We start from the raw sequence: 14,631 nt of genomic DNA on the forward strand, positions 1-14,631 counted from the left end.
TTCGCCGACGTGCCCGTCGAGAAAATCCTGTCCGCCGGTTTCGCCGACGACCTGCGCAGCCGCATCGACCTGAAGAAAGCCATGCCGGTACTTAGCCCGGCCGGCGGCACCACCTATCGCGACACCGTCTATATCAGCGTGGTGGACGACAGGGGCAATGCCTGCTCCTTCATCAACTCGCTGTTCTGGCCCTACGGCACCGGCCTGAGCAGCCCCAGAACCGGCGTCCTGCTGCAGAATCGCGGGTCCGGCTTCCGTGTCGATCCGGCGCATCCCAATTGTGTCGCGCCGCATAAACGCCCGCTGCATACCATCATCCCGGCCATGGCGATGAAGGATGGCAGGCCCTGGCTGTGCTTTGGCGTGATGGGTGGCGGTTTTCAGCCGGTTGGCCAGTCGCATGTGCTGACCAACATCCTGGATTTCGGCATGAATGTGCAGGAAGCCATTGACTGTGCCCGCGGCTTTTTCCAGATGGGGCGCTTCGAGGCCGAACGCGGCATCCGCGAGGATGTGCTGAAAGGCCTCGCGGCGCTGGGGCACGAGATCAAGATGGCCGAGATGCCCCATGGCGGCGGCCAGGCCATCATGATCGATCGCGCCAATGGTGTGCTGCAGGCCGGCTCGGATCCGCGCAAGGACGGCTGCGCGCTCGCGTATTGAGAACTGGCGTACTGACACCACTCAAAACCGTCACCCCGGGCGAGCCTTTGGGCGAGACCCGGGGTCCCATTTTGCTGACACGGAATGGAATCCCGGCTCGCGCGCCGTAAACGACGGCACTTGGCCGGGATGACGGAGTTACCCCCTCGCCGGAAACTCCGGTGCGCCGGGTTCCCGTGCCACGCCGGTCGCGTTCACCATGAACGAGACCATGTGGTAAAAGCCCACCAGCGAGATGATCTCCACCATCTGCGCGGCATCGAAATATGCGCTGGCCTCGCCCCACAGGGCATTGTCGATGCTGGCGCCATGCACCAGCGCCCCCACCAGCCTGATCAACATGGCTTCCTCGCCCTGCCAGTCGCTGGCCTGGCCATGCACCGTGGCGGCGATTTCGGCCGACGTGAAACCGGCCTTGGCGGCAAAGAAGGCGACATGCACGCCCCATTCGTATTCCGCCTTCAGCAGGGCCGTGGTGCGCAGGATCACCAACTCGCGCTGCCGCAGGGTGATCGAGCCCCTGTCGAGCAGCCCGCCCTCCTTCCAGCGCGTCAGGACGCGCGGGTTATGGGCCACCGTGCGGAACAGGGCGATATCGGCCGGCATCTGCGCCAGGGCGGCAGCGGCCTCGGCGGAATAAGGCAGCGCCAGGGGATTGAGGCGGGGCATGGCGGAAGGCTCTCCAGTATGCTACGGATTCAGTAGCAACATAATGCTACGAAATTCGTAGCGCAAGCCCCCTGTGAGGTTCGCATGCCTGCTTCGCCCCGCCGGCCTGTCCGCGGCTCCACCACCGGCCGGCCGATCATGGCCGTGCTGGATCTGCTGGGCCGGCGCTGGAGCCTGCGCGTGCTGTGGGAGTTGCGGGACGGCCCCCTGACCTTCCGCGTCCTGCAGGCCGCCTGCGATGACGTCTCGCCCAGCGTGCTGCAGCAGCGGCTGAAGGATCTGCGTCAGGCCGGACTGGTCGATCATGACGGGGATGGCTATGCCCTGACCGCTGCGGCACGGGCGCTGATGCCCACCCTGCTGGCGCTGAACGACTGGGCTGAGGATTGGTCTAAAACCCGAGCCTAGAATAGGATCAACAGGCCCAGGAGCACGAAGCCGAGCAGGATCACTGTCTCGGCCAGGATCAGCACCAGCGGTTTCCAGCCCAGGGCGAATAATTCGGCAAACGAGGTCTTCACGCCAAGTGCCGAGATCGCCACCAGCAGGCACCAGCGCGACACCTCGGAAACGCCGCTCACCACGATGGCGGGCAAAGTCACCACGCTGCCGAGCACCACCAGCGCAACGAAGCCGATCAGGAAAGGCGGCAGCAGCGGCTGGGTCTGCGCCGCCTGGCCATCGCCGGCAGCGCGGAAAGCCCAGCCTACCATGACCACGACAGGCAGCAGGCAGGCCACCCGCACCAGTTTGACGAAGGTGGCCACGTCCCCGGCCTGCGGCGACACAGTGAGTCCGGCGCCCAGCACCTGGGCAACATCGTGGATAGTGGCGCCGAACAGCACGCCGGCAGCAGTCTCATCCAGCCCCAGCGTCTTGGCCAGCAGCGGATAGATGATCATCGCCAGAGTGGAAAGCGCGGTCACGCCGATCACCGTCAACAGGGTCAGGCGTTCCGATTGCGGCGAGCGCGGCAGCGCGGCGGCAATCGCCATCGCCGCGGAGGCGCCGCAGATGCCGACGGCCCCACCTGACAGCACGCCCTCGGCCGGGGACCGCCCGGCCAGCCGCGCCAGCAGCAGGCCACTGCCCAGGGCCACCGCCACGCCGCTGATCGCCAGCAAAACCGGCACCGGGCCGAGATCGGCGATGCGATCAAACGTGATGCGGATTCCCAGCAAAGCCACGCCGATGCGCAGCACGCTGCGCGCCGCCAGATCAATGCCGGGCCGTACGCGGGCATCGGCACTGAGGAAATTGAAGGCCATGCCCAGCAGCAGCGCCAGAAGAAAAGGCGGGCCGCCGTAATGATCGGCGATGAAACCGACTGCCAACGCGACGGTGATCGCCACCGTCAGGCCGGGCAAGGGGCGGCGCAGGCGTTCCATGATCTGTTGCGGAAAATCAGAAGCCGCGCTGCAGGCGGTTCTTTTCCAGCTGGTCGCGCGGCATTTCCAGGCCGATCAGGATCTCAATGTCGCTGGTGCGGCGGCCGGCAAGCGGGATGCGTTGTTCGAGTTCCTCCGCCACGGCGACGCGGCGGCGGCCCTCGCGGAACGGCACGCGGGCGATAAAGCGTTCGCGTGACAGCACGTTCTGCTGCTTGTCGACGATGGCAATGAAATACGGCACCTGCGCCTCGGCGGCGGTGGCGGCCGGACCGCGGCTGGCGGCAACCTGCAGCACGAAATTCACGATCACGGCGCTCTGCTGGTCTTCGTATTTGCACTCGCCGTTATAATCGAGCAGCTCGGTCTCAAAGGCGACATCGGTCAGGTCGCGGCCCGGGCCATCGCGGAACTGGGTCGCCTTCTGGGCATCGCCCAGGATACCGACCCGCGGACAGGGCGGCAGATTGGGGCGCTTGGAACTGCAGCCCGCCAGCAGACTGGCCACGATCAGCAGGGCCAGAGCGGATAACGTCGTCAGGCGGGAAAAACGCAGTTTCATGGCGCGGCACTCACCGGTCGGGATGCGCGCTCGGGATAGCGGCCGGCAGACCATGGCAGCCTTTCCTTCGCGCGACGAGTGTACTAGCTTGCCCGGCAGTTTCAGGGCCCCCTCTGTATAGAAGAGGGCACCGCCCCAGACAAGCGACAGGCCTGCGCATCCGGGCCACAACCCGTTGATCCGCAAAGGCTGATTTTAAGGCCCACCGTCATGAACGCCGCCGCCCGCCCCTCTATCACCCTTGTGCTGGCCGCCCCGCGCGGCTTCTGCGCCGGGGTCGACCGCGCCATCCAGATCGTCGAGCGGGCGCTGGAACGATTCGGCGCGCCGGTCTATGTGCGGCATGAGATCGTGCATAACCGCTTCGTGGTCGACAGCCTGGCCGCCAAGGGCGCCGTCTTCGTCGACGAGCTGGATGAAGTGCCGCCCGGCGCCCATGTGGTGTTCTCGGCCCATGGTGTACCCAAATCGGTGCCGGCCGACGCCCAGGCCCGTGCGCTGTCCTATCTCGATGCCACCTGTCCGCTGGTCAGCAAGGTGCATCGCGAGGCCGAGCGCCATCACCGCGAAGGCCGCCGCATCATCCTGATCGGCCATGCCGGTCACCCTGAAGTGATCGGCACCATGGGCCAGTTGCCGGCCGATGCCGTGCTGCTGATTGAAACCGTGGCCGATGTCGACACGCTGGTGGTCCGGGCTGGCGAACCGCTGGCCTATATCACCCAGACCACCCTGTCCGTCGACGACACCGCCGAGATCATCGCCGCCCTGCGCCAGCGTTTTCCGCAGATCGAAGGCCCGAAGAAAGAAGACATCTGCTACGCCACCACCAACCGGCAAGCAGCCGTGAAGGCGATTGCCAGCGATAGCGAGGCCGTGCTGGTGATCGGCGCGCCGAACTCCTCCAACTCGCTGCGCCTGGTCGAGGTGGCCAAACGCGCCGGCTGCCGGCAGGCGCAACTGGTACAGCGCGCAGCGGATATCGACTGGACCGCGCTGGACGGCATCCGCAGCGTGGGGATCACGGCCGGCGCCAGCGCGCCGGAAGTGCTGGTCGAGGAAGTGATCGATGCCTTCCGCCAGCGCTTCGACGTGACTTTGCGCGAAATCGAAACCGCCACTGAATCCGTGCAGTTCAAGCTGCCCGCCGCCCTCGAAATTCCTGCCGCCTGACCCCGCTCCATGGCTGTCTATACCGAAATCGACGACGATCAACTGGCCGCCCTGCTGGCCCGCTACGACCTCGGAGCGCCGGTCTCCTGCAAGGGCATCGCGGAAGGCGTGGAGAATTCCAACTACCTGCTGGGCACCGAGAAAGACACCTACATCCTGACGCTCTACGAACGTCGGGTGAACCGCGCCGACCTGCCCTATTTCCTGGACCTGATGAATCACCTGGCCGGCAAGGGCCTCGCCTGCCCGACTGCGATCCACGACCGGGCAGGCAACACCCTGAACGAGGTGGCCGGCCGCCCCTGCGCCATCATCAGCTTCCTCAAGGGCGTCTGGCCGCGCAAACCGAATGCCCGCCATTGCCAGGAACTCGGCGCCGCCACCGCGCGGCTGCATCTGGCCGGCCGCGATTTCCCGATGCAGCGCGTCAACGCGCTGAGCGTGGATGGCTGGGCCAAGCTGGTGGCCGATTGCCAGGCCAATGCCGACAGCGTGCGGCCCGGACTGGCGCAGGAAATCCTGCGTGAGTTCGATGGCCTGAAGGCGGGCTGGCCCGACCCGCCCGGCCGCGCCGGCGACCGGCCGCTGCCCCATGGCGTGATCCATGCGGACCTGTTCCCCGACAATGTCTTTTTCCTGGGCGAGCGTTTCAGCGGCTTCATCGACTTCTATTTCGCCTGCAACGACTATTTCGCCTACGATCTGGCGATCTGCCTGAATGCCTGGTGCTTCGAGACCGACGGCGCCTTCAATGTCACCAAGGCCAGGGCATTGCTGAACGGCTATGAAAGCGTGCGGCCGCTCACCGACGGCGAAGTGCACAGCCTGCCGCTGTTTGCCCGGGGCGCCGCGCTACGCTTCCTGCTGACGCGCCTCTATGACTGGCTCAATCAGGTGCCGGGCGCGCTGGTCAAACCGAAAGACCCGCTGGAATACTGGCAGAAGCTGAAATTCCACCGCCAGGTATTGGGCGCCTCGGCCTATGGCATCGAGCGCTGAAACCGTGACCGAAGAGAACGTCGAGATTTTCACCGATGGCGCCTGCCTGGGGAATCCCGGCCCCGGCGGCTGGGCCGCGCTGTTGCGTTTCAACGGCACTGAGAAGGAACTGAGCGGCGCCGAGCCGGCCACCACCAACAACCGCATGGAAATGATGGCGGCGATCATGGGGCTGGAGGCGCTGAAGCGTCCCTGCCATGTCGCGCTGTATGCCGACAGCCGCTATGTGATCGACGGCATCACCAAATGGCTGCGCAGCTGGAAGGCCCGCGGCTGGAAAACCGCCGACCGCAAACCGGTGAAGAATGTCGACCTGTGGCAGCGGCTGGAAACCGCCATGGCGCCACACCAGGTCGACTGGCACTGGGTCCGCGGCCATGATGGCCATGTCGAGAATGAGCGCGTCGACGTGCTGGCGCGCGCGGCAGCCACCGAAATCGCCGGCAGCCTGCCCACAAAATAAAAAAAGCCGGCCCGCGGAGGGGCCGGCTTTTTGCCTGAAGCGCCTGACGTCAGATCTGGCCAAGCAGGGTATTGGCATCCGACACCTCAAAGGCGCCGGGCTTTTCCAGGTTGAGCTGCTTCACCACGCCGTCATCAACCAGCATCGAATAGCGCTGCGAGCGCAGGCCGAGGCCGCGGGCGCTGAGGTCGAATTCCATGCCGATCGCCTTGGTCAGCTCGCCCGACCCATCGGCCAGCATCACCACCCTGTCGCCAACATTCTGCGCCTTGCCCCAGGCGCCCATCACGAAGGCATCGTTGACCGACAGGCAGGCAATGGTCTCGACGCCTTTCTTTTTCAGGTCGTCATATTTCTCGATGAAGCCCGGCAGATGCTTCGCCGAACAGGTCGGCGTGAAGGCGCCCGGCAGGGCGAACAGCGCCACCTTCTTGCCCTTGAAGAATTCGCTCGCCTTGACGGCCTGCGGACCCTGGTCGGACATCACATACAGCGTGGCTTCGGGAATGCGGTCGCCAACCTTGATGGTCATGGTTTCCTCGTTATCGTCTGTTGTTTAGCGGGTCTGTTGTTTAGCGGAAGGTCCAACGCCGCGGAAACGGCCGGGATAAAATGGTCCGGTGCGGCGCCGGAAACAAGTCCCTTGCGATGACAAGGGCATAACAACGGCGGGCGCTTCAGGGCCGGAGGACCAACTCCGCCGCCAAAGCCGGATCCACCAGTGTCAGCCGCAGAGGCTGGCTCTCGTCGTTGGCAAGGGTCGTGGGCAATCTGAACTGCGCCTCGCGGCCATCCGGACTCAGCGATACCTGGGGCCGGCCGAACCAGCTTTCCGGCGCGCCTTCGACAAACAGGTCGGGATTGCTCAGCGGCATGCCGCTCTGCAACGTGATAAGCAATGCATCCGGCAACCGCCTGACCGTCAGCAGCTGCAGACCGGCAGCCGTGGCTGGCTGCGGTACGCGCGCGCGCCATTTGGCAAGCTGGGCCAGGTCGGCCGCAGCCGGCGGCCGGCCATGATGCTGCAGGTGATCGGTACGCAGGATGCAGATGTCTTTGCAGACGCCGTATTCCAGCGTCAACTGCACGCTGACCGGCTGGCCGGCCTGGGCAGGTTTCAGCCGGATCGGTAAAACCACCTCATCAGTATAACCATACAGATCCGCCTTGCCGATAGTGATGCGTTGTGGCGCCGGCCACGCGATATCGGCACCGGCCAGATTCTGCGATCCGCTCCAGTCGAACTGCGCCGGCACGCCGCCCTCGCCCGGGGTACGCCAGTAGAATTTCCAGCCCGGCCCGAGTCTGACCTGCAGGCCGATCTCGTCGCCGCTGCCCTGGATCAGGGCAGCGCGGACGGGCGCATGCGGCAGCTGGAGACCCTGTGCGGGCGCGGCAGGTGGCCAGAGCAGCGCCAAAACCGCGATAGTCCCAACCGCCAGCCCACGGGCACATTGAATGATGGTGATCATGCCGTAAATCTGAGGTCTGGCCCGCCAATTGCAAGGGCCAGAACCGGTTCGCATATAGACATCCGGGGCGGCTGGAGTAACATTCCAGTGAAACCGGAGCAGACGCATGACCACAGGCGAGAGCAAAGCGATATCCGGATATCTTGAGCGGCAGCTCCTGATTGCCATGCCGAGCATGGGCGATCCACGTTTCGCCCGCACCGTGATATACATGTGCTCGCATAATGCCGAGGGCGCCATGGGACTTGTCATCAACAAGCCCTATCCCGGCCTGACGTTCCCCAACCTGCTCAGCCAGCTCGGCATCGAATCAACCGCCGACAACGACATCATTGTCCGCCTCGGCGGCCCGGTCGAAACCGGCCGTGGCTTCGTGCTGCATTCCACCGATTACATGCGCCAGGGCAGTGTGAAAATAGACGAGGATAACGGCATCGGCCTCACCGCCACGCTGGATGTGCTCCGCGCGATTGCCGCCGGCACCGGCCCGCAGCGCAGCCTTTTCGCGCTCGGCTATGCCGGCTGGGGAGCGGGCCAGCTCGATGCCGAAATCCATGAGAATGCGTGGCTGGCGGCCCCCCCCGATCCCGACCTGATCTTCGACTGCGAGCTCGAGGCGTTATGGGAGCGCGCGGTGCGCAAGATTGGCATCGACGTGGCCAAGCTGGCCAGCGTCTCCGGCCACGCCTGATCTTTTTCCTTACAACCTGAAATACGCCACGAGCTCGTTGAGCTGATCTGCCTGCGCGGCCATGGATTGGGCCGAGGCCGTGGTCTGCTCGACCAGGGCACCGTTGCGTTGGGTCATCTCGTCCATATTGGCCACGGCAGTGTTTACCTCCTCCAGGCCGGTGGCCTGTTCGCGACTGGCCGAGGCGATCTCCGAGATGATGTCTGCAACCTTCTTTACCGAGGTGACGATTTCACTGAGCACGCCACCAGCGCGGTGAACCAGTTCGGCGCCGCGCCGCACTTCGGTGTTCGAGGCCTGGATCAGATCCTTGATTTCCTTTGAGGCCTGCGCCGAGCGCTGGGCGAGCCCGCGGACTTCCTGCGCCACAACCGCAAAGCCTTTTCCTGCCTCGCCGGCCCGCGCCGCCTCGACTGAAGCGTTTAGCGCCAGCAGGTTGGTCTGGAAGGCGATTTCATCGATCAGGGCAACGATATCGACGATCTTCTGCGAGCTGGTCTCGATCCCGCCCATCGCCGTAACCGCGTCCTGCACGACCGCGCCCCCGGTATTGGCGGTGTTGCGCGCCACCGTCGCCAGCTGGCTGGCAGCCTGGGCATTATCGGCATTCTGCTTCACCGTCGCGGTGATTTCATGCATCGAGGCCGCAGTTTCCTCCAGGCTGGCGGCCTGCTGCTCGGTGCGGCCAGCCAAATCCGTGGAACCGGCCGAGATTTCACCCGCAGCATCGCGCACCGTGCGTGCGGTGTCGGCAATGCGACGCACCACCTCGCCAAGCTGCTCCGCCGTCTTGTTGGCGTTGTCCTGTAATTCGGCAAAGACGCCCTGGTATTCGCCATCCATGCGCCGGCTCAGGTCGCCATGCGCCATGCCGTCGAGCACTCGGTTGACCGCGCCGATCGCGCCAGCAAAAGAATCGAGTAGCGTATTCACGCCCTCGCCCAGCTTGCGCATCACGCCTTTCAGCGGTTCGGCATCAATCCGCTGATTGAGGTCGCCGGCCGCCGCGGCGGCCACGATCATGCCAACCGAGCGGTCGATCAGGTCTTCCTGCGCCTGCCGCTCGCGCTCGAACACGACACGGCCCTGCTCGACTTCCTGCTGCAGCCTTTCGTTCTCCTGGCCATTTTCCTTGAAAATCTGCACCGCCCGGGCCATGTCGCCGATCTCGTCCGCCCGGCTGCGATCCGGCACATCGGTGTTCCAGTCCCGGTTCGCCAGCCGGCCCATCACCTCGGTCAGGCCGACCATGTTGGCGATCACCTTGCGGCCAACATACAGCCAGGCCACGGCCACGGCGGCGAGGATGCTCAACACGGCCAGTACACTGAGCACGACGATGCCAATCCGCACGGTAGAGAAGGCGCTCTGCGCGGCCTGCGTCGCGCCGTCATTGGCAACCGCGACAAAGCGCTTGGTTTCCTCGCCCAGGACTGTGGCCGCCATGCGGGCCTCGCTGAGGGCTCGGGCGGTGCCGGCACCCGTCTCAAGTTCCTGCTGGCGCAGGCTGAACATCCCGTCATCGCCTCGGCCAAATGCGATCATGGCGTCAACAGGCAGCTTGATCGCCTCGTCGCTGTATGCATCCATCACCTTCTTCAGGGATTGGCGCATGCGCGTCACGGCGCCCTCGAATCGGTCACGCAGGCCGTTCAGGGCCGCCAGCGACGGTGCATTGCCCGAGGATTCGAGCAGGCTGGCCGCCTGGCTGATTCCGGCTGTCAGCTCCGAAAGGCCGTCGACCATGGCGAATTCGAATTCGGCCAGCCCCTTCATGTCGGCGGCAATATCGGCAGGGCTCCGCCCGCTCTGGTCAACGCCCTCCAGCGTGGTCACAATGTTGAAGGCCGTATCGTCAGACAGCTTGGATGTGGCGGCGACGAAAGCATCTCCGGTTGCCGCGATGCGGCGGCCCAGCTCAACGCGCTGCGCCTCGATCTGCAGGCGCCGCGCGGTATTCACGCTGATCAGCGTGATCTGCTGATTGAGCTTCTCCACGGCGCTCTCCAGTTTGGCCACCTCTGCCGCACCGCTACTGCGCCGCATGGAATCGAGGCCGGCCTGGATGGTTTCGCTCAGTTCCCGGGTCTGATTGGCCCGCTCGATCCGCTCGGCCTCGGTAGCGGCATTGGCGAGAACCGGCGCGTTGGCAGCCAGCTGCGCGCTCTGGGCGGAAAGCTCCAAGGATATAATCACCGCCGGCAGGCTTTCATCGGTCACCTTTTCCAGCGCCGCGTTGATCTGCGTGAAAAACAGCTCGGCGATCACGGTCGAAACGATGGTCATTGCCGCAATGACGCCAAAGGCCAGATAGATTTTTCGCCGGATGCCGAAGCGATGCATCGCCTGCCCGGATGTCGTTCCGGGCTGCGCGTCGGAACCGCCCGTCGAGGTCATATCGATATTTGCCATGACTGCTGATCCTTCTGATCGCGGCTATTTCAGCGCGGTGGCCGCGCGGAACCGGCCTTCACGGTCAATGACGGTCAGGAACACCTGATCGGAACCCTGGTTGTCATTCGGTCCGAAAACCAGCTTGATGCCGCCGAGGTCGTATTCGCCCTGTTGCAGGGCCTTGAGCAGCGCGGCGCGGGTCGGCTCGCCCTCGATGCGCTCCAGCGCCATGATCGTCATGCGCCCGACCAGGTAACCTTCCAGGGAAATGAAACCCGAGAAAGCCTGGGGGACATGCGCGCGCAGCGCCTTCTGATAATGCTCGACGGCCGGAATGGTGGTGTCACGCGGGAATGGCACCACCTGGGTGACAACGACGCCGGCGCCATCGGGGCCCAGGCTGTCAGCGAGGGCATCCGAACCGACGAAGGAAATGTTCACGTAAACGGCGTTCAGATTGGTTTTCTTGGCAACCCGGATGAATTCGCCAGCCGGCGCATAGGGTCCGATGATGATCACGGCCTCAGGCTTCGCCTTCCGCAGTTCGATCAGCCCCCGCTTCACCGCCGTCGTGTTGCGTTCAAAGGTGGCGAAGCCGGCCAGCTCCATATTGCGTTTCTTCAGCGCCCGCTCGACGCCGGCAAGGCCGGCACGGCCGAAGGCGTCGTTCTGGTACAGGATCGCAATGCGGGTATGGCCGAGATCCTTGGTCAGCCGCTCAACCATCTCCTCGGTTTCCTGGAAATACGAGGCGCGCAGGTTGGCCACGTTCGGTTTGTAGGGACTGCGCAGGAACTCCACGCCGGTATAGGGGCCGATGAAGGGAACGTTATCCGCCGACGCCAGCGGCAGGGCCGCCGCCGCGGTCGGCGTACCGACCGGGCCAATCAGGGCAAAGACCTTGTCCTCGGTCAGCAGGGCCCGGGTTGCCTCTGCCGACTGGGCTGGCTCATAGCCATCGTTGCGGATCACGAGTTCGAGCTTGCGACCCTTCACCCCGCCAGCAGCATTGGCTTCGGCGAAGGCCGCCATGATGCCGTCTCGCATGCCGGTGCCCAGCGCCGAGGCCGGCCCCTGGATGGCGGCGGCCTGACCGAAAACGATCTTGTCCGGGAATATGCCGGGATCGGCGGCATGGGCAGGGCCCCCTCCTGCCAAAAACAGCATGAAAACTGAAGACGCAATGCCGACAATGCGGCAGTTCGTTCTGGCCGTCATAGCTTTTATCCCCTGGGCCGGTCTGATCCAGCCTCCCTTGGGTCCGAGCTTAGACGAAAGATGCAATCAAAATAAAGTTGTACGCGAACAGGTATAGTTAACTCGCGGGCATGTCAGTTGCGAGCCGGGCATAAAGCTGATGATCCCGCCAGGCGCCGTTGATCTTGAGATACTCGCGCAGGATGCCCTCACTGCGAAAGCCGGCCTGACTAAGCAACTGCCGGCTGGGGGCATTCTCGGGCAGGCAGGCGGCTTCCAGCCGATGCAACTTCAGCGTGACGAAGCAATGCTGCACCATGATGGCCAGCGCTTCGGTCATGTAGCCATGGCCCGCATGCGGCTTGCCGATCCAGTAGCCCAGCTCACCGCATTGTGAAGCGCCGCGCCGGATGTTGGAGAGCGTGATGCCGCCGAGCAAGCCGTCGCTGCGGCGCAGATAGATGAAATAGGCTTCGCCATGCTCCTGGCGGCGCAGCCGCTCAAACCAGGCCAGACGACGACGATAACCATCGCGGCTTAAGGAATCCTCGGCCCAGGTTGGTTCCCAGGGCTGCAGATGCTCACGGCTGATCGCGCGCAGGGTTGCCCAGGCTTCATAATCATTGATCTCGGGTGCCCGTAGATAGAGGCGGTCGCCATTCAGGACAGGTGTCGCACCGGGAAGAAAGCGCCCGAACAGCATGACGCCTTCTCCCTTCCTTTTTATCGTCAGCCAAACCGCGCGGCGAAGCGCGTGTATGGCTCCAGCCGTTCGACCGGCCCAAGCGCCGCCACCGTGGGCGGTGCCGTGCGCATCACCCGTTCAGCCACCTTGCGCACCGCCGCGCCATCGACGCGGTCGACCGCTGCCAGCACCTCGTCGATATCAAGCGGGCGGCCAAACAGCAGCATCTGGCGGCCAAGTTGCTCGATCCGTGCGCCCGAGCTTTCCAGCGACATCACCAGTCCCACTTTCAGCTGGGCACGGGCGCGCTGCAACTCGGTATCGTCAACGCGGCCACACAGCTTGCCGAGTTCCTCGGCCAGCACCGGCGTCAGCTCAGCCAGCTTATCGGCGCCGGTCCCGGCATAGATCGTCAGCAGCCCGCCATCGCGATAGGAACTCGGATAGGCATAGACCGAATAGGCCAGGCCGCGCTTCTCGCGCACTTCCTGGAACAGGCGCGAGGACATGCCGCCGCCCAGCACGGTGGCATAGACCTGCATGGCGTAATATTCGGGATCGTCGAAAGCCAGGCCCGGCAGCGCGATGGCGACATGGGCCTGCTCCAGTTCGCGCACGGCGCGCTTCTCGCCGCCGCCGCCATAGCGGGCATCCTGCTGCCTGACCCGGGGCGTCTGGCGCAGACGGGCGAACAGCCGTTCGGCCTCCGCCACCAGCATGTCATGCTCAACCGCGCCGGCCGCCACCAGAACCAGGCTGGGGCCATGATAGAAACGGTCGAGAAAACCTTGCAGGTCGCCGCGCTGCATCGCCGTGACGCGCTCCACCGTACCGAGGATCGAACGGCCGAGCGGCTGGCCCGGAAAGGCCGTTTCCTGCAGATGGTCGAAGATGATGTCGTCGGGCGTATCTTCCGACTGGCCGATTTCCTGGATGATGACCTCGCGCTCGCGCTCCAGCTCATCGGCATCGAAGACGGAATGCTGCAGGATGTCGGCCAGCATATCGAGTGCCAAAGCGGTATCGCCGGCCATCACGCGGGCATAGTAGGCGGTCTGCTCCCGCGAGGTGAAGGCATTCAGGTGGCCGCCAACCGCCTCGATTTCCTCGGCGATGGCCAGCGCCGAACGGCGTTCGGTGCCCTTGAAAGCCATATGCTCCAGCATATGGGCAACGCCATTGATCTCCGGCGTCTCGTCGCGCGCGCCGGCATCGACCCAGATGCCAACCGACACGGTCTTGACCAGCGGCATGGCTTCGGAGACCACGCGCATACCATTCGAAAGCGTGCTGATGCGTACTGTCATGCCCTCACTCTACGGCTTTCGATGAAGGCGCGCACCCCCGCCACGTCGTTGGGCAGCACGGTCTGGCGCTCCGGCCGCTCGAGCAGGTCGGCCAGGCGCGGCGGCAGGGCCGGATGCCGACCGGTTGCCTCTTCCACGGCAGCCGGGAATTTGGCCGCATCGGCGGTGGCCAGCGTCACCAGCGGGGTATCCGCCGGCAGCGCGGCCTTGCCGCGCTGATCGGCCGCCACCACCAGACCCACGGCGGTATGCGGATCAACCAGCTGGCCGTTCGACGCCGCGAAAGCCGTCTTCAGCATCATTTTGGTGGCGCCCTCGTCGGCCCGGCCGGCGGCAAACAATTGTTTGGTTTCGGCCAGGGCATTGGCCGAGACGGTGAAACCACCATTCCGGTCGAGATCGGCCATCAGCTTGCGCACATGGGCTGCATCGCGGCCATGCATGTCGAACAGCAGGCGCTCGAAATTGCTCGCCACCTGAATGTCCATGCTGGGACTGATGGTGGGGTTGACGCCATCCTTGCGGTATTTGCCGCTCTCGAAGAAACGCGCCAGGATGTCGTTGCGGTTGGTGGCGACGACCAGCCTGGCGATCGGCAGCCCCATTTTCGCCGCGCAATAGCCGGCGAAGATGTCGCCGAAATTGCCGCTCGGCACGCAGAAGGCCGGCGCACGATCCGGGCCGCCCAGGCTTAAGGCAGCCGTCACGTAATAGACGATCTGCGCCATGACACGGGCCCAGTTGATCGAATTCACTGCCGTCAGCCCGGCTGCATTGCGAAAATCGGCGTCGTTGAACAGCGCCTTCACCATGGCCTGGGCATCGTCGAACGTGCCTTCCAGCGCGATGGCATGCACGTTGGCATCCGGCACCGTGGTCATCTGCCGCCGCTGCACGTCCGAGACGCGGCCATGCGGGAACAGGATGAAGATGTCGAGGTGGGCGCGGCCGCGGCAGCCCTCGATGGC

16 protein-coding genes are annotated in these 14,631 nt (G+C 64.6%); 6 read left to right on the forward strand and 10 right to left on the reverse strand.

Going from position 1 to position 14,631, the window contains the following annotated elements:
- The coding region (locus tag Q1J79_RS05525; protein WP_300297605.1) for a gamma-glutamyltransferase at positions 1 to 663 on the forward strand (663 nt) is incomplete at its 5' end.
- 138 nt (positions 664 to 801) lie between these two features.
- Here the strand turns inward: Q1J79_RS05525 and Q1J79_RS05530 are convergent.
- On the reverse strand, positions 802 to 1,332 hold the full coding sequence (locus Q1J79_RS05530; RefSeq protein WP_300297608.1) for a carboxymuconolactone decarboxylase family protein: 531 nt from the start codon (positions 1,330 to 1,332) through the stop codon (positions 802 to 804).
- A gap of 84 nt (positions 1,333 to 1,416) precedes the next feature.
- Between Q1J79_RS05530 and Q1J79_RS05535 the strand changes: the two genes are divergently transcribed.
- On the forward strand, positions 1,417 to 1,740 hold the full coding sequence (locus Q1J79_RS05535) for a helix-turn-helix domain-containing protein (protein WP_300297611.1): 324 nt from the start codon (positions 1,417 to 1,419) through the stop codon (positions 1,738 to 1,740).
- Here the strand turns inward: Q1J79_RS05535 and Q1J79_RS05540 are convergent.
- Positions 1,737 to 2,720 (reverse strand): putative sulfate exporter family transporter, encoded by a 984-nt coding sequence (locus Q1J79_RS05540; protein ID WP_300297613.1) that lies wholly within the window; start codon positions 2,718 to 2,720, stop codon positions 1,737 to 1,739. The genes Q1J79_RS05535 and Q1J79_RS05540 overlap by 4 nt on opposite strands.
- Before the next feature lie 16 nt (positions 2,721 to 2,736).
- The gene (locus Q1J79_RS05545) at positions 2,737 to 3,282 is read right to left on the reverse strand and encodes a hypothetical protein (protein WP_300297616.1); all 546 of its coding nucleotides are present in this window, start codon (positions 3,280 to 3,282) and stop codon (positions 2,737 to 2,739) included.
- Positions 3,283 to 3,492: 210 nt separating this feature from the next.
- Here Q1J79_RS05545 and ispH point away from each other — a divergent pair, with 210 nt between their 5' ends.
- Genes ispH through rnhA form a run of 3 tightly spaced genes read left to right on the forward strand, consistent with a single transcriptional unit; the run spans position 3,493 to position 5,917 of the window.
- Positions 3,493 to 4,455: a 4-hydroxy-3-methylbut-2-enyl diphosphate reductase gene (gene ispH / locus Q1J79_RS05550; protein ID WP_300297619.1), complete on the forward strand. Its 963-nt coding sequence runs from the start codon at positions 3,493 to 3,495 to the stop codon at positions 4,453 to 4,455.
- Between the two features lie 9 nt (positions 4,456 to 4,464).
- Positions 4,465 to 5,454 (forward strand): homoserine kinase, encoded by a 990-nt coding sequence (locus tag Q1J79_RS05555; protein ID WP_300297622.1) that lies wholly within the window; start codon positions 4,465 to 4,467, stop codon positions 5,452 to 5,454.
- The gene (gene rnhA / locus Q1J79_RS05560) at positions 5,438 to 5,917 is read left to right on the forward strand and encodes a ribonuclease HI (RefSeq protein ID WP_300297625.1); all 480 of its coding nucleotides are present in this window, start codon (positions 5,438 to 5,440) and stop codon (positions 5,915 to 5,917) included. The genes Q1J79_RS05555 and rnhA overlap by 17 nt, the downstream gene beginning before the upstream one ends.
- A 49-nt stretch (positions 5,918 to 5,966) precedes the next feature.
- Here the strand turns inward: rnhA and Q1J79_RS05565 are convergent, their stop codons facing one another.
- Both Q1J79_RS05565 and Q1J79_RS05570 read right to left on the reverse strand, forming a co-directional pair.
- Positions 5,967 to 6,449 carry a peroxiredoxin gene (locus Q1J79_RS05565; RefSeq protein ID WP_300297628.1) on the reverse strand — a complete coding sequence of 161 codons (483 nt, stop codon included), beginning with the start codon at positions 6,447 to 6,449 and terminating at the stop codon, positions 5,967 to 5,969.
- 145 nt (positions 6,450 to 6,594) lie between these two features.
- Positions 6,595 to 7,389, reverse strand: a complete 795-nt coding sequence (locus Q1J79_RS05570; protein ID WP_300297631.1) for a protein-disulfide reductase DsbD domain-containing protein — start codon at positions 7,387 to 7,389, stop codon at positions 6,595 to 6,597.
- Between the two features lie 106 nt (positions 7,390 to 7,495).
- Between Q1J79_RS05570 and Q1J79_RS05575 the strand changes: the two genes are divergently transcribed.
- Positions 7,496 to 8,080, forward strand: a complete 585-nt coding sequence (locus Q1J79_RS05575; protein WP_300297632.1) for a YqgE/AlgH family protein — start codon at positions 7,496 to 7,498, stop codon at positions 8,078 to 8,080.
- A 9-nt stretch (positions 8,081 to 8,089) separates the two neighbouring features.
- On the opposite strand, the gene Q1J79_RS05580 is transcribed toward Q1J79_RS05575, so the two are convergent.
- From Q1J79_RS05580 to thrC, 5 genes are all read right to left on the reverse strand, one after another.
- Complete coding sequence (locus tag Q1J79_RS05580; RefSeq protein ID WP_300297635.1) at positions 8,090 to 10,492, reverse strand: methyl-accepting chemotaxis protein; 2,403 nt, start codon at positions 10,490 to 10,492, stop codon at positions 8,090 to 8,092.
- A 24-nt stretch (positions 10,493 to 10,516) separates the two neighbouring features.
- Positions 10,517 to 11,692 (reverse strand): ABC transporter substrate-binding protein, encoded by a 1,176-nt coding sequence (locus tag Q1J79_RS05585; protein WP_300297637.1) that lies wholly within the window; start codon positions 11,690 to 11,692, stop codon positions 10,517 to 10,519.
- Between the two features lie 97 nt (positions 11,693 to 11,789).
- Complete coding sequence (locus Q1J79_RS05590; protein ID WP_300297640.1) at positions 11,790 to 12,374, reverse strand: GNAT family protein; 585 nt, start codon at positions 12,372 to 12,374, stop codon at positions 11,790 to 11,792.
- 26 nt (positions 12,375 to 12,400) lie between these two features.
- Positions 12,401 to 13,663, reverse strand: a complete 1,263-nt coding sequence (locus Q1J79_RS05595) for a pitrilysin family protein (protein WP_300297642.1) — start codon at positions 13,661 to 13,663, stop codon at positions 12,401 to 12,403.
- Positions 13,660 to 14,631, reverse strand: a 972-nt coding sequence (thrC, locus tag Q1J79_RS05600; protein WP_300297645.1) for a threonine synthase, incomplete at its 5' end; no start/stop codon positions are given. The genes Q1J79_RS05595 and thrC, both read right to left, overlap by 4 nt.

The organism is Ferrovibrio sp., from assembly GCF_029255545.1.
Classification (GTDB): Bacteria; Pseudomonadota; Alphaproteobacteria; order Ferrovibrionales; family Ferrovibrionaceae; genus Ferrovibrio.